20 protein-coding genes are annotated in these 16,807 nt (G+C 38.5%); 8 read left to right on the top strand and 12 right to left on the bottom strand.

Annotation, left to right across the window (positions count from 1 at the left end):
• Positions 1-138: 138 nt before the first annotated feature.
• On the bottom strand, positions 139-1,383 hold the full coding sequence (locus tag NST66_RS04620) for a methyl-accepting chemotaxis protein (protein WP_194273203.1): 1,245 nt from the start codon (positions 1,381-1,383) through the stop codon (positions 139-141).
• Between the two features lie 261 nt (positions 1,384-1,644).
• Between NST66_RS04620 and NST66_RS04615 the strand changes: the two genes are divergently transcribed.
• The 3 genes from NST66_RS04615 to lepB all read left to right on the top strand — a co-directional run bounded on the left by NST66_RS04615 (position 1,645) and on the right by lepB (position 3,765).
• The gene (locus NST66_RS04615) at positions 1,645-2,397 is read left to right on the top strand and encodes a M48 family metallopeptidase (RefSeq protein WP_028414208.1); all 753 of its coding nucleotides are present in this window, start codon (positions 1,645-1,647) and stop codon (positions 2,395-2,397) included.
• Between the two features lie 290 nt (positions 2,398-2,687).
• Complete coding sequence (locus NST66_RS04610) at positions 2,688-3,023, top strand: LapA family protein (protein WP_033578342.1); 336 nt, start codon at positions 2,688-2,690, stop codon at positions 3,021-3,023.
• A gap of 190 nt (positions 3,024-3,213) precedes the next feature.
• Positions 3,214-3,765: a signal peptidase I gene (lepB, locus tag NST66_RS04605; RefSeq protein WP_028407847.1), complete on the top strand. Its 552-nt coding sequence runs from the start codon at positions 3,214-3,216 to the stop codon at positions 3,763-3,765.
• A 35-nt stretch (positions 3,766-3,800) separates the two neighbouring features.
• On the opposite strand, the gene NST66_RS04600 is transcribed toward lepB, so the two are convergent.
• A complete protein-coding gene (locus NST66_RS04600; RefSeq protein ID WP_016763336.1) occupies positions 3,801-4,247 on the bottom strand; it encodes a YndM family protein in 447 nt (148 codons plus the stop codon).
• Positions 4,248-4,388: 141 nt separating this feature from the next.
• Here NST66_RS04600 and NST66_RS04595 point away from each other — a divergent pair, with 141 nt between their 5' ends.
• Complete coding sequence (locus tag NST66_RS04595; protein ID WP_098627410.1) at positions 4,389-5,264, top strand: aldose 1-epimerase family protein; 876 nt, start codon at positions 4,389-4,391, stop codon at positions 5,262-5,264.
• Between the two features lie 156 nt (positions 5,265-5,420).
• Here NST66_RS04595 and NST66_RS04590 read toward each other — a convergent pair whose 3' ends face one another.
• Both NST66_RS04590 and gloA2 read right to left on the bottom strand, forming a co-directional pair.
• Positions 5,421-6,287: a gamma-glutamylcyclotransferase gene (locus NST66_RS04590; RefSeq protein WP_140450289.1), complete on the bottom strand. Its 867-nt coding sequence runs from the start codon at positions 6,285-6,287 to the stop codon at positions 5,421-5,423.
• Between the two features lie 5 nt (positions 6,288-6,292).
• Entirely contained in the window at positions 6,293-6,691 is a 399-nt protein-coding gene (gene gloA2 / locus NST66_RS04585; protein WP_340843159.1) for an SMU1112c/YaeR family gloxylase I-like metalloprotein, read from the bottom strand.
• Between the two features lie 147 nt (positions 6,692-6,838).
• On the opposite strand from gloA2, the gene NST66_RS04580 reads away from it, so the two are divergent.
• The 3 genes from NST66_RS04580 (at position 6,839) to NST66_RS04570 (ending at position 9,047) form a co-directional block, all read left to right on the top strand.
• Positions 6,839-7,039, top strand: a complete 201-nt coding sequence (locus tag NST66_RS04580; RefSeq protein WP_028414212.1) for a hypothetical protein — start codon at positions 6,839-6,841, stop codon at positions 7,037-7,039.
• A 227-nt stretch (positions 7,040-7,266) separates the two neighbouring features.
• Positions 7,267-7,632, top strand: coding sequence for a MerR family transcriptional regulator (locus NST66_RS04575; RefSeq protein ID WP_033578339.1), 366 nt, complete (start codon positions 7,267-7,269; stop codon positions 7,630-7,632).
• 59 nt (positions 7,633-7,691) lie between these two features.
• The gene (locus tag NST66_RS04570; protein ID WP_028414214.1) at positions 7,692-9,047 is read left to right on the top strand and encodes a hemolysin family protein; all 1,356 of its coding nucleotides are present in this window, start codon (positions 7,692-7,694) and stop codon (positions 9,045-9,047) included.
• Positions 9,048-9,099: 52 nt separating this feature from the next.
• On the opposite strand, the gene NST66_RS04565 is transcribed toward NST66_RS04570, so the two are convergent.
• The 4 genes from NST66_RS04565 to NST66_RS04550 are packed head-to-tail and all read right to left on the bottom strand — an operon-like array spanning position 9,100 to position 13,881.
• Positions 9,100-9,810 carry an ABC transporter ATP-binding protein gene (locus NST66_RS04565; RefSeq protein ID WP_340843157.1) on the bottom strand — a complete coding sequence of 237 codons (711 nt, stop codon included), beginning with the start codon at positions 9,808-9,810 and terminating at the stop codon, positions 9,100-9,102.
• Positions 9,807-10,952, bottom strand: coding sequence for an ABC transporter permease (locus NST66_RS04560; protein ID WP_340843156.1), 1,146 nt, complete (start codon positions 10,950-10,952; stop codon positions 9,807-9,809). The genes NST66_RS04565 and NST66_RS04560 overlap by 4 nt, the downstream gene beginning before the upstream one ends.
• A complete protein-coding gene (locus tag NST66_RS04555; protein ID WP_340843155.1) occupies positions 10,949-12,172 on the bottom strand; it encodes an ABC transporter permease in 1,224 nt (407 codons plus the stop codon). Before NST66_RS04555 ends, NST66_RS04560 begins: the two co-directional genes overlap by 4 nt.
• A 14-nt stretch (positions 12,173-12,186) precedes the next feature.
• Positions 12,187-13,881, bottom strand: coding sequence for a DUF6583 family protein (locus NST66_RS04550; RefSeq protein WP_033578334.1), 1,695 nt, complete (start codon positions 13,879-13,881; stop codon positions 12,187-12,189).
• 507 nt (positions 13,882-14,388) lie between these two features.
• Here NST66_RS04550 and NST66_RS04545 point away from each other — a divergent pair.
• Positions 14,389-14,706 carry an iron-sulfur cluster biosynthesis family protein gene (locus tag NST66_RS04545; RefSeq protein ID WP_013055888.1) on the top strand — a complete coding sequence of 106 codons (318 nt, stop codon included), beginning with the start codon at positions 14,389-14,391 and terminating at the stop codon, positions 14,704-14,706.
• Between the two features lie 54 nt (positions 14,707-14,760).
• On the opposite strand, the gene NST66_RS04540 is transcribed toward NST66_RS04545, so the two are convergent.
• The 4 genes from NST66_RS04540 to NST66_RS04525 all read right to left on the bottom strand — a co-directional run bounded on the left by NST66_RS04540 (position 14,761) and on the right by NST66_RS04525 (position 16,717).
• Positions 14,761-15,078, bottom strand: a complete 318-nt coding sequence (locus NST66_RS04540; RefSeq protein WP_013082157.1) for a hypothetical protein — start codon at positions 15,076-15,078, stop codon at positions 14,761-14,763.
• Between the two features lie 79 nt (positions 15,079-15,157).
• Positions 15,158-15,532 carry a VOC family protein gene (locus tag NST66_RS04535; protein ID WP_155008303.1) on the bottom strand — a complete coding sequence of 125 codons (375 nt, stop codon included), beginning with the start codon at positions 15,530-15,532 and terminating at the stop codon, positions 15,158-15,160.
• A gap of 132 nt (positions 15,533-15,664) precedes the next feature.
• Positions 15,665-16,384, bottom strand: coding sequence for a DUF554 domain-containing protein (locus NST66_RS04530; protein WP_033579488.1), 720 nt, complete (start codon positions 16,382-16,384; stop codon positions 15,665-15,667).
• 150 nt (positions 16,385-16,534) lie between these two features.
• On the bottom strand, positions 16,535-16,717 hold the full coding sequence (locus tag NST66_RS04525; protein ID WP_080754389.1) for a hypothetical protein: 183 nt from the start codon (positions 16,715-16,717) through the stop codon (positions 16,535-16,537).
• Positions 16,718-16,807: the final 90 nt, after the last annotated feature.

The following is a 16,807-nucleotide window of genomic DNA, read 5'->3' as shown; positions in this document are numbered from 1 at the left end:
GCAGACTGCCGCCTTGCGTACTCACTATACAACTGCTTTGATAACGTGTCAATTCTATTTATCGTTTTCTATAAAAGATATAAATAAAACAAATACACGCAGAAAACTGCGCGTATTACGTACATATCAAGATAGACTTCAGGACTCACTTACCGTAGATTTTAAATTAGCTGCCAACATCACAAGTTCTTCTATAGATGCTAACTCCTCTTGTGAAGCCGCAGCTACTTCTTCAGCGTAAGCAGCTGCTTGTTTAGCAACCTCCGAAAGGGCCATGACAGACTCCATTACCTTAAACGAATACCCATCAATCTCTCCTGTTGCTTTTGTCATTTTGTTCATTTGTTCTTGAGCGGCAAAGACATCTTCCATAATTATGGAAAACTGTTGCGTTACATCTTCGACAGTGGCAATACCAAGCGTGACTTCTTCCGTATTCACTTCCATGTTTCGATAAGCCCGCTTTGCCTGTACTTCAATTTCTTTTAACAAATGACTGATTTGTATAGCGGACGTTTTAGATTCTTCCGCTAGCTTACGTACTTCCCCTGCCACTACAGCAAAACCTTTTCCATGTTCTCCAGCCCTTGCAGCTTCAATAGCAGCATTAAGTGCAAGAAGATTTGTTTGTTCAGCAATTCTTGTAATCGTATTAATAATGCGGCCAATCTCTGCGGAACGATCTTCGAGTCCCTTTACTTCACTGGTCGATATCTTAACGGTTTCATAGATTTTATTCATTTGATTCGTCACATCTTTCACCGCAACATTTCCGGTAGAAGCATGTTCAGAGGCTCTGTTCATCGATTGTTGTACCTTTGAAGAATGATCAGTCATTTTCTGAAGCAGCTTGGCCATATCCACCATAGCCTGCTCGGTTTCAACCACACTTAGCAACTGCTTATCAGAACCCGCAGCAATTTCTTGAATAGACATCGTAACTTCTGTCACAGCTGTTTTTGTTTCCTCCATGCTTACAAGCAATTGCTCTGAGGAATGACTGACCGTGCTCTTTGTTTTACTTATTTTCTGACGCAGTATTCTCATGTGAGTCATCATTTCATTAAGTGAAGATATGAGTGTACTAATCTCATTTTTCCCTTTCAAAGGAACAACATCTACAGATAAATCGCCGTTTGAAATCCCTTTCATTGTTTTTGACAAATTTTCAACCGCAATTATGTAGCGACGTATGATAAAATAGAACACGGTAGTTGTAAAAGAAACAAACAGAAATGTAATCACTAGCGTAATCGAAGCTGCTTGCTCTTGTTTCACAATAAGATAATAATTGGTTACTTCAATTACAGTAGATGTTATGGCCATCATGGCTGCAATCATACATAGCATTTTCATGCGTAAACTTTGAAAAGCTTTTTTCATTTTTTCATCCCCTATACAATCTAAAGACATAGAATGTCTAATCTATATTAGTAGTATCGGCATATTTTTATATTTTTTTGTAAAAACTAAAGAAGAATTGAAACAATTATTATTGGCGCTTTTCCACTAAATATTGGAATACATATCTTCCTGCAAGGCGCTGCAACAGCAGTTGATAACTGTCTGATTATTCTTTCATTTGACCAAACTCTACCTTTGCTTATAAAATGAAGATTTGTAGAAAGGAGTACGAAAAATTTTATGTATACGTATCAAACAGGCAATCAAACAATTGACTACAAAATTGAAGTCGTTCCAAATAGAACCGATATCACGGTGCAAATTTGTGACAAAGAAGGGGTAAAAGTTATTATCCCAAGAGGTCTTAATGAAAACAATGTGCGTTCAATCATCGCACGCAAAGCAACATGGATTTTAAAACAACTAAACGGTTCACAACCAGCTGAGGAAAAGCCAGCTGCTCCAAAGAAAGAAGCAGTAAAAAAAGAAACAGCTAAAAAAGAGGCTCCTAAAGCAGCAGCTTCTGCAGCTAAAACTGGTTCTTTTGAAGAAGGAGACAAATTCCCTTACCTAGGGCGTCAATACCGCTTAAACATCGTTCGTGGAGATGTAGCAAAAGCTGAAATGACATTCCGTGCAAAATTCATTGCTACAGTACCTGAAAGCTGGAACGAGCAGCAAACAAATGAAGGTATTGGACAACTATTAACAGAATGGTACCAAGGCCGCGCAGGTGAAAAATTCCAAGAAGCTTTGAAATCTGTTAAAAAAGCAGCTGACAATGCTCCTGAATCTGTTAAGTGGGACGAGTTAGGTGAAGAATACGCTACGACTCAAGATAATACAATCGTATTAAACTGGCGTTTGCTAACAGCTCCTCTTGCAACAATTGAATATGTCATTGCTTCTCAATTTACAAATGCAGATGAGTTATTCGAAGATGCAGCTGAACGCAAACAGTGGTTAAGCGATAACACCCTAAACGCATTTTAAGTTTATACATAAAAAAAGCACGCGGCGAACGCGTGCTTTTTTTATGACAATGAAGCCTTATACCTACTCCCTTCCCTCAAAAATCCCCCTCTATCAGGTCTTTGGACATGTCAAAGCTTCTACACCAATTGATATATTGTGTTTTAAAAGAAAGATATATATAATCAAGAAAATGTTTGATTTTGTTTAAATGTGGATACGTATACCTATAAGCAAGATAGCAAACACTTAAGATGAGTGGTTACGCTATAAAAGTTGTAATGACCATGTAAAGAAAGGAAGTGCAGCTTATGAAAGGACAGAGCTTTTTTATTTTAGGACTTATATTTGCTCTTATCATTGCTGTTTTAGCTGTAATTAACAACGATCCTGTACAATTTAACTATGTATTTGGTTCACAAAAATGGCCTCTTATTTTAATCATCTTAACAACGGCTGTGTTTGGAGGAGTTGTTGCTGCTTCATTGAGCTTTGTAAAAATTGTTCAACTAAGAGGACAAGTGAAACAGAAAAACAAGCGAATTGCTGAACTAGAAGAAGAAATCAAGCAGCATAAGCCTGTTGAGCCTGTTATAGAAGAAGAACCAAATCAACCAGCTACTCGAACTGAGCGCGCTCAGTTATAATAAAGAAAAGTCGTTATTTTAAAGAATAACGGCTTTTTTCATTTTTTGTTCCGCCAAGCATATTTTCGGGATACACGCATAAACAGATAGATATGGAAAACTTTAGTTCTGAATGGTACAATCAACACTGTTATATCTCTATGAAAAACCTAAATTGATAGTCTTACCGTTAAGAAGGTGTTCATCCATTATGATCAATAAAAAAATAAAGCGTGAAATTCTTACATACACAAGCGTCATCCTCGGCACCGTTTTGCTTTCTGTTGTCGTTCAGCACTATTGGTTTCAGCCCTACACTGTAAAAGGCGATTCTATGAAGCCTATTTTGCACGAAGGCAATCGAATTATTATTAACAAACACAGCAAGCTGGAGCGCTTTGATATTGTCGTGTTACAAGCTCCCTATAGCAGTGATTTTCTAGTAAAGCGGATTGTGGGCTTACCTGGAGAAACGGTCGAATACAAAGATGATGTTCTGTATATAAATAACAAGGTCAAAAAAGAGCCGCATCTTCATAAATACTTGTCCAAAGTGCCCGTTTACGAGCGATTCACCGAAAATTTTTCAACGTACGAACTGTCTCCAGACGGCACGATACCCGATGGATACGTATTAGTGCTAGGTGACAACAGACGTATCAGCCGAGATGGAAGGCATTTTGGCCTTACTCCTATCTCTTCAATCATGGGAGAAGTCAACATGAAATACTGGCCTTTAAAAGAAATGACTTTTATGCATTAACACATAAAAAGAAAGCTCAAAATTGAGCTTTCTTTTTATTTTGGATTTTCTTTGTTTTCTACATGCTGTTCTTCTGCAAATTCTGTGTCATACGCTAGTTTTCGCTTAAAAGCCGGACGCGTTCTCGCTGTATGTTTCGTTTCAATATGGTTGAATAAGTAGCGGTGAACAAAAACTTCAGCAAATGTAATAATAGCTGCAGAAATAATACTTCCCCAAGCAATTTGAACGTAACTGTCTAATAACAATGTTCCAAAAATCCATACGCTCATATACGTTAGAACAAATTCAACAATAATGGCATCGCGATTTCCCACTCGAGGCAGTACAATTCGATCCACTACTAGATATGTCACAACTGTCGTTAACAAGCTAAAAGAAATAATGTCTCCGATGGTTGCATCAAAAAACAAATCAAGGCCTATACCAAACGCAATAAGTGCCGCTGCAAATTTAATGAGCAATAATGTTGCATGATTCATATTTGAACCCTCCTTTTTCTATATTAATTTGAACAAAAATAGGGAAATTAATACCTTTTTTGCCAAGAAGGGTATAATATAAGCAAAGCCAGTACGTTTGAGACAGCTCTAGCGTACAACAACGATTTGGGAGATGTTGTAATGATTGTACTAGAAAATAGCGAAATGAAAGTCAGCATTGAAGAAAAAGGAGCGGAAGTTGTAGAAGTATTTCATAAAGAAAAAGGCCTGCAGTTTATGTGGAGCGGAGACCCCGCTTATTGGGGACGAGTATCGCCCGTATTGTTTCCAATCGTAGGCCGATTAAAAAATGATCAGTATACCGTTGATCAGCGCGAATACTCTTTGCCTCAGCACGGCTTTTTACGTGATTCTACTTTCAGCGTGATTGAGCAAACAAACGAAACAGCACGGCTGAAATTTGCCACAAACGGCCGGTTTAAAGACGTATATCCATTTGAATGTTCAGTTGAAATTAGCTACCGTCTGGAAAACAATCGATTAACGTTTCAGTGGAAAGTAGTAAATGAAGATAAAGAGGATATGTATTTTTCAATTGGAGCCCACCCTGCTTTTCGTATTCCGCTACGTGAAAACGAGCAGATTTCTGATTACTTTTTAGAAATAGAGCCTTCTGAAACTACGCCGAAGGAATTTGTATTAAAAGACGCTCTTATTCATGAAAAAGGGGCTGCAGAAAACTTGCACAAGCTGCCGCTAAGCGCAGATTTATTTGCAAATGACGCGTTAATTTTTAGCCATATTGACGGAATTACAATTAAATCACCGGTTAATGAAAATCAAATTAACGTTCAGTTTAATGATTTCCCTTATGTCGGTATTTGGTCAAAATATGATGCAGAAAATCATACAATCGCTCCTTTTCTTTGCATCGAACCTTGGTTTGGAATTGCAGATACGCATGACCACAACGGAAATTTCAAAGAAAAATTAGGCATCAACCGTTTATCAAAAGACGGTGTATTTCAAACAGAATTCTCTGTTTCCTTTAGCTAATGCAACAGAGAACATAACAAAATCAATCCAACCTTGAGACGAACAAATGGGGTCAATGATCTGGACTGCGTTCACCATAACAATGAAAAGCTCCGAACGATTACTCGTTCGGAGCTTTCTTCAGCTAAACTACTTTTGTCTCTGCGTCTTTTTATATTAATTATTTACAACATCGCTATTTTTTAGCGCATGTACTTGCTCTATTAGCTTCTGAACGTATTCTTCGCTGAGTACACCTGTTGCTCCTCGAATAATTTCAGTCGAATAGTGATCCGGAGGTGCAACTTCTTTTTCTTTATTTAACACAAAAAAAGTAAGAACATGATCCACCATCTTACCTTCATGCTCGACAGAAATAATAGCAGGACGATAGCCGTTATTATCTACCCCTTCTCTGCCGTAAAGGTACGTAATCGCTTCAGGCGGTACGCGGTACAGTTTGCCTTCAACAACTCCGCCTTCTTCAACCATGTCTGCACGTCCTCCGTCATGAATAACGTGGTTATATCGAAGCGTATAGCCTTTAAAAACAGCTCTGCCAAGACAGTCTTGGAAATGCTGATCAACGCCGTGCTTAATAAAACGATCGTTATCCATACATGAACCGTAAGCAAAATACAGCATGCCTTCTAATAAATCTTCTTTCCATACGCGCCAGTTTCCGCCTGGAATAAATTCTTGCAGCAGAGAACGGTCTCTTGCTACATATACAACGGCTTCAAATTCACCTTGGTCCGTTTCAACCGTTTGCACAACTTTATCATATTCATTGTCTTTATGACCTTCATGAATGTACCCTTCTAATTCATCAAGCGCCTTCCACATAAGCTGATCGGTCACTTCATATACTTCTCCGTATACAATGTGTTCACTGTCGATATCAAGCATCGGATAGCCTTGCTTAGTATCATATAATTTCCCTTTCGTTTTTGCCTGCTTGGCAATTGAGCGCGCATGATGCAGCAACCCGTGATTACCTTCTCCTTCAAGAAGCGTTCCGTATACGAATAAATAATTGCACATACTCCTTATTCCCCCTCTTTCTCTTCATAAAGCTCTAGCGGCAACCCGTCCGGATCAGCAAAAAATGTGAATTTTTTTCCCGTTAGTTCATCTACCCTAATAGGTTCCACATCAATCCCTTGCTGCTCTAGTTCACGCTTGGAATCCTCTACGCTTTCAACCGCAAAAGCTAAATGGCGTAAGCCGCACGCTTCAGGTCTTGAAGGACGCTGTGTCGGATTTGGAAACGAGAACAACTCAATTTGATAGCCAGGAGCTACTTCTAAATCTAGCTTATATGAATCTCTTTCTTTTCTATATGTTTCTTCTATAATCTTGCATCCTAACACATTTACATAAAAAGCTTTTGAACGTTCATAATTACTTCCTATAATGGCTACGTGGTGCATTCGTTTTAAATTCATTTCATTCTCCCATAAAAACCCTTTTCTAATCATCCTACACAAAATGCCGGCAAACATCAAATAATTACGTTATCACCTTTGACTAGAGTGATAAAAGTCACGGACATAGTGTCTCATAACAAGTAATATAACAACGAGGTGAATAACATGATTTCGTTAACATTTAAATCTAGAATTGACAGAACTCAAAATTTAGATTCGTTAAAAGAAGAAGCTGCTATTATGCACCGTATTGCTGATCAGCTATCTCCAATGAGCTCTGAGTTCATAGAATATACTGAACGTATTCAATATGTGTATGAACGCATGCACATTATCGTACGTCATCCTACTAAAAAACTCGCTTAATATAAGCGAGTTTTTTTATAAAATCTTTGTCAAACTACCTTATTTTGAGATATACTGAATGCTAATAAAAAAATGAAACTTTTTGATCTTACGCGCGTATACTTAATTACGATAGGATAAAAGATAAATAGTTGCGTAGATAAAAACCATCACGTGATGGTTGACATAGTTAAAGGAGGTGGTATTCTGATGGGGTTGCGACATACAAAATTGGCGAACTTGCAGAGATGGCACATGTAACGAAGCGCACGGTTGACTATTATACTAACATTGGGTTGTTAAAAGCAGAACGCTCTGCTTCTAACTATCGCTTTTATAACGAAGAAGCGCTGAAACGTCTTTACTTAATTGAAAAATTAAAAAGCGAAGGCCGTTCTCTTGAAGAGATTTCTTCTCTCTTTTCTGTAGAGCAATCCGAGAATAGCCACTCCAAAGACGAATTAGCATCCAAATTTTACGTACTAAACGACAGTTTAAAAGAAGTTGCACCGCTTATGGAAAAGCTGAATGAAGAAGATCGAAAAGTAATGATGAATCGGCTTTCACCAGAAAGCGTCACTCTTTTGCACTCTTTACTGCTGCTGCTGTCGTAAATTTATTATTTACAGGAGGTGTTTACTTACTTTATAGCACTATAAAGTAAGTATATTCATTGATAACCATTAACTTAATTATTTTTGCGATTTTAATTGTACTCACTGCTTTTTTCGTTGCTTCAGAGTTTGCAATTGTGAAGCTTCGTAGTTCACGGGTAGATCAACTTGTTGCTGAAGGCAAAAAAGGAGCGAATGCGGTTAAAACCGTAACGACACACTTAGATGAGTATTTATCTGCGTGTCAGCTTGGTATTACGATTACTGCTTTAGGACTCGGTTGGTTAGGAGAACCGACTGTTGCGAAGATTTTGGAACCTCTGTTTGAAGAACTTGGTGTTGCTGCATCTTTAACACATATTCTTTCATTCATTATCGCATTTGCGCTTGTAACGTTTGTTCACGTAGTCGTTGGTGAATTAGCGCCAAAAACATTTGCGATTCAAAAAGCTGAAACAGTTACGTTATTGTTTGCTCGTCCGTTAATTTTATTCTATAAAATCATGTTCCCTTTCATTTGGTTACTAAATGGTTCTGCCCGTTTGTTAACTGGCATGTTTGGATTAAAGCCAGCTTCAGAGCATGAACTTGCGCACAGTGAAGAAGAGCTGCGCATTATTTTATCAGAAAGTTTTAAAGGCGGGGAAATTAACCAGTCTGAATATAAGTACGTGAACAACATTTTTGAATTCGATAACCGTGTTGCTCGCGAAATCATGGTACCAAGAACAGAAATTTCAGCTGTTTCTGAAGACGACAGCATTGAAGATTTCTTAAAGCTTGCTGTAGAAGACCGCTACACCCGTTACCCTGTTACCGTTGACGGAGACAAAGATAACATTATCGGCTTAGTCAACGTCAAAGAGATTCTAAACGATGTCGTAATTAACGATGCGTTAAAAAAGCAAAGCGTGAAGCTTTATATGAATCCTATTATTCAAGTAATTGAAACCGTAGCGATTCAAGACCTACTGCGCTCGATGCAGAAGAAACGTACGCATATGGCCGTGTTGATTGACGAGTACGGCGGTACGGCTGGTATCGTTACCGTTGAAGATATTTTAGAAGAAATCGTTGGAGAAATTCGAGATGAGTTTGATACAGATGAAAAGCCGCTTGTTCAAAAAATCAACGATCAGCACTTTGTCTTTAACTCAAAAGTACTGCTTGAAGAAGTCAACGAAGTGCTTCATATCGAAATTGAAAACGATGATATCGATACAATCGGCGGCTGGATGCTGATGCAAAATATCGATATTCAAGAAGGCGAATCGTTCAAACTTTTTGGATACGAGTTTATTGCAAAAGAAATGGACGGTCACCAAATGAAAGAAGTGGAAGTACGTGCCCTTCCTGAGGAAGAACGCGTGCAGCCTGAAAGCCATTCACCAGAACAAGAAGTTACACAAGCATAATAGAAAGAGCCACTTCTTCACGAAGCGGCTCTTTTTTTATGATTGCTTACACTTAATCATGCAGCAGCTTATACACAACGTTCTCTTCTGCGTCTTCCCCAGTCTTTTCCTTCGCTTGGTCCATCGTGCCGACAAACTCCAGCTTTCCTTTCTTTAAGACGGCAAACCGATCACACACGCCTAAAATTTCATTCAAATCATGGGTGATATAGATAATCGTCTTTCCTTTTGCCGCCAGCTGTTTAATATAACGAATGATCTCAAGCTTGGACTGCAAATCAATTCCGACTGTCGGCTCGTCCATTAACAAAACGGACGGTTCATGAATAAGTGAAACGGCTATATTCAGCTTTCGCTTCATGCCTCCTGATAAATTTTTCACTTTTTCCTTCCATCTTCCTTCGAGCTGCACAGCTGAGCAAAGAGACTGAAGCTGTTCATTCGACAGAGAGCGTGAAGTCATTTTGCTCCACATTTTCATGTTTTCTTTTACGCTAAGCTCTTCCCACAGCGCTATGTCTTGTGGAACGTAGCCAATGACTTCTCGTATCGCTTTTTGATTTTTCTTAAGCGATAAGCCTCCAATCGTGACATTCCCGCTTGAAGGAGCCGTAATGGTAGACAAAATAGACAGAAGCGTTGACTTACCAGCGCCGTTTGGTCCTAAAAGACCAATGACTTCTCCACTTTCTACGGTCAGCGTAACATTTGCTAACGATTGTTTTTTTCCGTATGTTTTGCTAACATTGTTAATTTCAATCATTTAATGCTCCTCACATTCCACACTATTTTAAACGTGCACAAACATATGCATCCAATGGAAACAGCTATCTCTTTCCAAATGAACGTAAGCGGCAGTGCATGCTGATACAGAAGCAGATGCTGCGGAAGCCACTGACTTATTCTTTCAATCGTTGCAGAAAGCTCTCCTACCGGGAAAAAGCTCCCTCCTATTATGCTGAGTCCTGTGACTGTGACGACGCTGATCATATAATAAGAGCCAACTCGCTGACTTTCACTTGCAAGCCACGTGCTAAAAGCAACGCATGTGATCACATAGATACACATATACAGCAGCACACCGTAAGACTCTGCTCCATACAGCCATTTAAATAGAGCAAAACTGATGAAAGCTTGAAGCACGTATAGCACAGCATAAGCGGCGCTGACGCTTCGAATATAACCGTAAAGTCCTTTTTGCATCGTTTTCATTCGTTTGAAAAGGTGCCTCCGCTCTCTAATCATCCAATCTGATGTAATGCAGCAAAGTAAAAGCGTAAAAAATCCCCATAGCGGCACGTATCCGGTCATTTGAACGCTCCCTTGCTTCTTATGCTTCTTCGTTCCTTGCGCCTCGTAATCAATTGTCATCAGCGGCTTCGGTTTCCACTGGTTATCGGTATAGTGATACGCTTCTTTCCATAAATCCGGTCCTGCATGAATGTTATAAACTTTATATAAAAAACGCACTTCATTTGCGGCTTTAACATTTGTCGTTAACCGTGTCACTTCACTGGCCACGACTTCTCGAACCGCTTCTGTCGCAACAGAAGAAGGCAGCCTAAGCAAATCAATGACTCCTTGATAATTCCCCGCTTCTACTCCTTGCTGAAATCCGTTAGGAAACACAAAAATGCTGTCAATTTTATTTTTTGCCAGCTGCTTTCTCGCTTGTTCTTCATTCATAGAAAGAAACTGAATTTCTGTTGTTTTCCGCAGTCGATCCATCACTTGTTTAGACATGTTGCTGTGGTCTTGATCGACAAGAGCAACGGGTATTTTTGAATCACTTTGTACTTTTGCTAAAAATGAGCTGCTGATGACCGTTCCTATTAAAGGTAAAAAGAAGATCATGACAATAAGCATAGGACGCTTCAGCAGCTGCTTTATTTTTTCACTGATCATTTTCTCCACCGCCTTTGCAAAGTCATCACGTAGCCAACAGCAAAAACAAAACTTCCTGCTGCCGTAATGAGAATAGACTTAAGGTAAAGAAAAGCTTCGTTTGTGTTATATCCATCAAATTCATAAAATAACAGCTCCAAGACACGGGTGTTGAGTGACCATTTCTGAAAACCACTCGCCCAGTCTGGTAAATAGACGACCGGCACAACATGTCCGCTTAAAATCGCACTCAGCAAAATAAACAGCATGCCGGTTAGTTGATAAGCTTTTTGTGATAAAAAAAGAACCCGAAGAAGTAAAAACAAACATAAAAAAGCAAACAAACTTCCGCTTATCCCTAGAAAAAGCTCTCCGTACGTACCGGTTACAGGCAGTTTCAGTCCTTTAATGAGGCTTCCAAACAATACGACAGATACCGGTAGCAAAAGAACAAACAGAGCCGTCAGCTGCGCTAAATAAATGCGAAGAAACGATACACCTCTTGTTTTCATTCGATCCAGCACGGGAGAAGTCTGCGTTTCACTAGCAAGCAGCCATCCGCCGTAGCTCCAAATCATAAGCAGCAAAGCAGCAAAAGACAGCACATAATATTGCTTCATATCCTGTTGAAAGAAACTCGTTTCTACTTGTTCATCAAATAAACTTCCTCTATCTAATACATGAAGCCCAAACGTTACTAAGCTCTTCTTAAATTCTGCGCGTCTCTTTTCATCGGAAACATTTTCTTTTTCTAAAAAAGCATCAACCGTATTAATACCGCTTTGAGCAGCTGACGTGTAGTCGGCTGCACTTTCCATCACGTAGCGAAACAGCTGTGACTGAAGCGGCTTATTGCTGTTTCCAATGACGTGTAAAGGCTGATTTTTCCCATGAGCAATATCGTGACTAAAACCTTTTGGCAGTGTTACAATGGCTGCCACTTTATTTTCTCGCAGCAGCTGTTTAGCTTTCTCTTCATTCGTGTAAAGCGGCTTCATGATCTTGCGAAGCTTACCTTCAGTCAGCTGTTCGATGACGTACTTCGTCTGTGCAGTATCATCTTTATCCACAATGGCCACGGGAAACCGATTGACTTTCTCCTCACCTTGCATGGTCTGACTAATAATGATCCCTGCTCCAAGTAAAAACAGAGCAGGGATCATTATTAGCAGTATGAGAGATTTTATATTTTTCAATAGAGCTTTACATGTAAAAAGAGTCAAAGAGAAATATATCTTCATCTGCTTTGCACCTTTTAGTAACCAGCGGTTCCCATATTCATCATGAGACCTTGAACATTTTTAGCAAAATTTTCTTGAATCGACAGCATATCTTCAGGCGTTACATCTTTTACGTTTGTCGCATTAGATGCGTCAAGCTCTGGAATAGAGGCTGATTTTTTTAATTGAGAAGCAGAGTCAATTTTTAACGTAACGTTTGCAGGATCTGCTTTTGGTCCTATTTTTGTACGAATATCAAACGAATAATCTGCTTTTCCTTTTGAAGCACTTATTGCTTGATTCTGCTTTACTTCTCCGTTTACTACTAGATCTTCTTGATCACCTAAGTCTAAAGAGAAAGTACGGTCAGCCGTCTGTTTTGCATCGGTTTTACCGTTGATTACTGAATTCATTTTAAACGTCATATTCGTGTCTTCATCTTTTGAATCTTTTGTTAACAAATGAATAGACATGTTTTCTTTTCTCTTTTCACTTTCCGTTGTTACGTCATTTTTCATATCAAACGTAAATGCATCATCGGTAGTGCTATCGGTTAGGACTGCTTTGAACTGCTTAGCCGTTTTGTTATCTTCATACGGAATATTTTTAGTTACGACGTTAAGTTTTCCTTTATCGTTAGAAGCATTTTTTACGCCCATGTTCATATCGCGAGCTACAACAACATCATCTTGAACGTACACGGTTGATTTAACACCGCCAGGGTAAGTCGTATCTTTTGCTTCTTTTTGGAAGTCTTGAAGACTTTCTTTTACTGATTTTTTCAATTCTTTTGGATCTGCCATATCTTTTAATTCTGGATTCGTTGCTGCCGAAGATTTAAACAGCTTAGACACGTGATTTGCATAGATAGTATGAAGCTTGTCATCTTTTGCTACCTTTGCAATAAGCTTATCCATAAATTGTTTTGTTTCTTTGTCAGACATGTTAAGCGTCACGCTTGTTAACTGAAGCGTTTTGCCATTTGTTTTATAATCCACATTTTTTTCTTTTGTAAAATAATCGCTGTCTAGCTGATCATAAATGAACGTTCCGTACTCTTTTGCAATGTAGGTTTTTTCTTTTTCCGTTAACTTTAAGTCTTCTAAACTTACGTTACTCGTGTTAATATCAAGCGTTTCAGGACCTGAATACGAAGGATCGAACTTACGCGCTACCTGTCCATATTCATCTAAGTTTAAATAGAAATATTCATTTGCTAGAATCGGGGCTTTAAAGCCTATTCTTTCTTTCGTTTGAAAACCTTCTAGGTCAAGCGCTTTTGAACCGCCGATATTAAGAGCCAGTGAACCGTATGCTTCACTTTTTTTCGGATCTTGTTCCGCTTTAATTTTAATTTCAGCTTTACTGATAAGATCTTGAATCATTTTAAAGCTTGGATCATACGAAAGTGAATCCATGTTAAAGCCGCCTTTGACAGTAGCATTTGTGGTAGAAGGCTGCTTCATCGCTTTTTCCTGATAAGCCATCGTTTCACTGTACTTCGTTTCTAATTCATCTGCTGCTTTTTGATACGTATTTACTTCAGAAATTAAATATAACTGCTTAGGAGATTTTTTAAATACCGTAGCAAATGTAATTACTCCTCCAATAATCACAATTAAAGCTGCCAAAATGATAATCCATTTAGCTGGCGCTTTTTTGGGAGCGGGCGCTGTTTCTAGCGAAGCCGCTGTTTCGTCTGTTGTTCTGTTTTGATCTTTCTCACTCATCTACACCAGAACCTCCTATGTATTTTGTTAGTCACTTTGTACATGATAAGGAATGGTTTCCATAAATTCTACTACTTCGACAAAATAAGACAATAATTAGTCCGATAAACCGATGTCTTTCGGTGCAATATCGTGTGCAAAGTACTCTACTTAAGTACCCAATATATTGAAAATAAAACCAATTATTCAAAACTATCTCAATAACTATTAAAATACGTAAATGACTTATCTTCTTGTATTTTTACAATATATTCCTATAATTAAGTATTTACACCTAAGAATTACAAAGCGCAGTTTTTTCCTCTTTCCTTTCATCACATACAGGTGATATCTATGTACGTCTTTATGAAAACATGATAAAAACATCAGCGTTTTGTTCTGTTTTGAAAGGGAAATAATAATAGTGAGAAAGCTTTTTTCTTGCCCGTGACATAAAAATCGAATAAAGTATTCCTAAATACATTTCACACAATTTAATTTGAGGATAGAAAAAGGAGGATATCATTTATGAATATACGCGTCACTCCTTCTGCAAAAGAAGCGTTGCAGAACGTGGAACAAAATCAAATGATTCAGCTTTCTTTTGATCGGGGAAGCTGCGATATTGTTAATACGATTTATGAAATGAAGATCATCTCAAAGCGCAGCCTTCAACCCTATGAAAAAGTTGTAACGGTTGAAGACCTAGAATTTATTGTTGATGATGACATGGAAGAAGTGTACGACAATGAGCTGGTGATTGATCACGCAGCAGGTGCTTTTGTCTTCAAAAATCATAACCAAATTTTTAATAACCGCGTAGGACTACGCTATATCAATTCATAGAAAAAAGCAGGGAGCTCCCTGCTTTTTTTCTTGCATATGTTAGGAAACTCGCTTCTATCGATTGACCTTTAACCGCTCTTGGATAAATAACAACACGTTCACAAGGCTGTTTTCTTCATATACATTCACTTGCTGACGCTTAAATTCCCCTTGTTCATGGTAGTAAATAATATCTCCCGTTCCTTTGTCTTCATTCATATGTAAATGAAAACTAAGCGGCGTTGCCAAAATAGATCCGTCTTCATCTCGCTGAAGAATTTGACAAAGCGTTTGATTCCCTTGTTTTTCAGATAAAAAGTCATAGCCAAATTGACGTGCTAACTTCTCCACTTGTGCAGCAATAAGAGCTGTAATCTGTTGATTGTCTTTCATAAGCAGTATTTCTCCTTACTTCATATCATTAGGGTTTTATTATTAGTATACTATACCTTAAACTTCTGGAGCTAACTACTTATCCTGTACAAATCATGACCACATGTCCATCCGGATCTTTTATCGTAAAAAACGAAAAATCATCAAAAGAAGTAATCGGAGAATCAATCGTATAGTCCATTCCTTTAACAAATTCATAGGCGTCTTTAATATCTTCCGTATGGAAATTAAAAATTGGATGGAGACTAGCCACTATTTGTTTTTCTGTTCCTTCAGGTCCTGCGTCTAGCGTTAATCCTGTTTCTCCATCAATTTTAAGATTATAAACGGGGTTCTTCACCTCGCTCATCTTGTATTCTTGACTCAGTAGCTCGCTATACCATTTTACTGAAGACTTTAAATTGGAGACGTGGATAAATACCGTATTCATTTTGTTGAAAACAGGACTCCGCATTTTTAATCCTCCTTTTTGTTTTTCTGTTCATCCTATACCATTATCCACGTATCACTTTATACCTGCTATTACCTTAACTTTTGCTCATATAGATACAAAAAAGCTTGCGAATACTATTCACAAGCTTTTTCTTCATAAAAAATATGTATGCTGTACAACTACAATCACAACCGCAATTAAAATCGAAGGCAGTAAATTGGCAACTTTAATTTTAATAATTTCTAATAAATTAATTCCAATTGCTAAAATTAACACGCCGCCTACTCCTGTGACTTCGGCAATGATACTATTCATTAAATCTTGCGGCACAACCGCATTAATTTGCGTAGCAAATAGCGCAATGATACCTTCGTACAGAAATACGGGCACCGCTGAGAAAATGACGCCTATTCCAAGCGTAGTCGTTAATAACAATGAGATAAACCCATCCATCACCGCTTTCGTAAACAATACGCTGTGATCGCCGCGTATTCCGCTGTCTAATGCCCCGACGATCGCCATCGCTCCAATAACAAAGATCAGCGTTCCTGTCACAAAGCCCTGTGACATACTAAATGTTTGCTTGTCGTTTTGCTGAGATTGAAATTTTCGTTCAATCATATTGCCTAAAAGGTTTAGCTTTTCATCTAAATCAATGAACTCACCAATAACCGCTCCAATGGCTAAACTCAAAATTACAATTAAAAACTGATGACTTTTAAAACCCATTTGCAAACCAAGCGTGATAACGGATAACCCCATCACTTGCATCACCGTCACGCTTACTTTTTCAGGAATGCGGTGAGCAAGCTTGCCCATTAATGTTCCGACAACAATTGCTAATCCATTGACTAATGCTCCTATAATAAACATGCTGTCACCTTTACTCTGAATAATGCCGTTTCTTTTTTCACTTGTTCTACTCCCTCTCTGCTGCGCACTAGCTGTATCAAACACCCTAAATTTTAACACAAAATTCCCTCAATTATGAAGAAAAGAAAAAGAGATTGAAACGTAACTAGATCACCCCATATAAAAACGAACAAATAGGATACATGAGCTGATTGCTTGCAACAACGCTGTTGATTTCCGTGCAAGGCTTCGCTTTCCGCGGGCGGCCGGTAAGCCTCCTCGTCGCTTATGCTCCTGCGGGGTCTCACCTGTTCCGCTTTTCCCGCAGGAGTCTTCGCCTTGCCCTCCAATCAACAGCCAGAAGCAACTAAATAGATTGAATCTACGTTCACCATCACCATAAAAAGATCCGAACGATGAATCGTTCGGATCTTCTTTTAACTA

Origin of the sequence: Priestia sp. FSL W8-0524 (assembly GCF_038005965.1) — a bacterium.
Classification (GTDB): Bacteria; Bacillota; Bacilli; order Bacillales; family Bacillaceae_H; genus Priestia; species Priestia zanthoxyli.
Note: the sequence above shows the minus strand (reverse complement) of the source record. Positions and strands in the feature narration are given on the sequence as shown.

Coding starts and splice junctions, on each gene's coding strand:
- gloA2 (WP_340843159.1), bottom strand. CDS start 6,691: ATGAATTTAAAACGAATGCACCACGTAGCCATTATAGGAAGTAATTAT.
- NST66_RS04575 (WP_033578339.1), top strand. CDS start 7,267: ATGGCACATGTAACGAAGCGCACGGTTGACTATTATACTAACATTGGG.
- NST66_RS04530 (WP_033579488.1), bottom strand. CDS start 16,384: ATGTTTATTATAGGAGCATTAGTCAATGGATTAGCAATTGTTGTCGGA.
- NST66_RS04545 (WP_013055888.1), top strand. CDS start 14,389: ATGAATATACGCGTCACTCCTTCTGCAAAAGAAGCGTTGCAGAACGTG.
- NST66_RS04535 (WP_155008303.1), bottom strand. CDS start 15,532: ATGCGGAGTCCTGTTTTCAACAAAATGAATACGGTATTTATCCACGTC.
- NST66_RS04620 (WP_194273203.1), bottom strand. CDS start 1,383: ATGAAAAAAGCTTTTCAAAGTTTACGCATGAAAATGCTATGTATGATT.
- NST66_RS04540 (WP_013082157.1), bottom strand. CDS start 15,078: ATGAAAGACAATCAACAGATTACAGCTCTTATTGCTGCACAAGTGGAG.
- lepB (WP_028407847.1), top strand. CDS start 3,214: ATGATCAATAAAAAAATAAAGCGTGAAATTCTTACATACACAAGCGTC.
- NST66_RS04590 (WP_140450289.1), bottom strand. CDS start 6,287: ATGTGCAATTATTTATTCGTATACGGAACGCTTCTTGAAGGAGAAGGT.
- NST66_RS04565 (WP_340843157.1), bottom strand. CDS start 9,810: ATGATTGAAATTAACAATGTTAGCAAAACATACGGAAAAAAACAATCG.
- NST66_RS04555 (WP_340843155.1), bottom strand. CDS start 12,172: ATGAAGATATATTTCTCTTTGACTCTTTTTACATGTAAAGCTCTATTG.
- NST66_RS04595 (WP_098627410.1), top strand. CDS start 4,389: ATGATTGTACTAGAAAATAGCGAAATGAAAGTCAGCATTGAAGAAAAA.
- NST66_RS04550 (WP_033578334.1), bottom strand. CDS start 13,881: ATGAGTGAGAAAGATCAAAACAGAACAACAGACGAAACAGCGGCTTCG.
- NST66_RS04560 (WP_340843156.1), bottom strand. CDS start 10,952: ATGATCAGTGAAAAAATAAAGCAGCTGCTGAAGCGTCCTATGCTTATT.
- NST66_RS04615 (WP_028414208.1), top strand. CDS start 1,645: ATGTATACGTATCAAACAGGCAATCAAACAATTGACTACAAAATTGAA.
- NST66_RS04600 (WP_016763336.1), bottom strand. CDS start 4,247: ATGAATCATGCAACATTATTGCTCATTAAATTTGCAGCGGCACTTATT.
- NST66_RS04580 (WP_028414212.1), top strand. CDS start 6,839: ATGATTTCGTTAACATTTAAATCTAGAATTGACAGAACTCAAAATTTA.
- NST66_RS04610 (WP_033578342.1), top strand. CDS start 2,688: ATGAAAGGACAGAGCTTTTTTATTTTAGGACTTATATTTGCTCTTATC.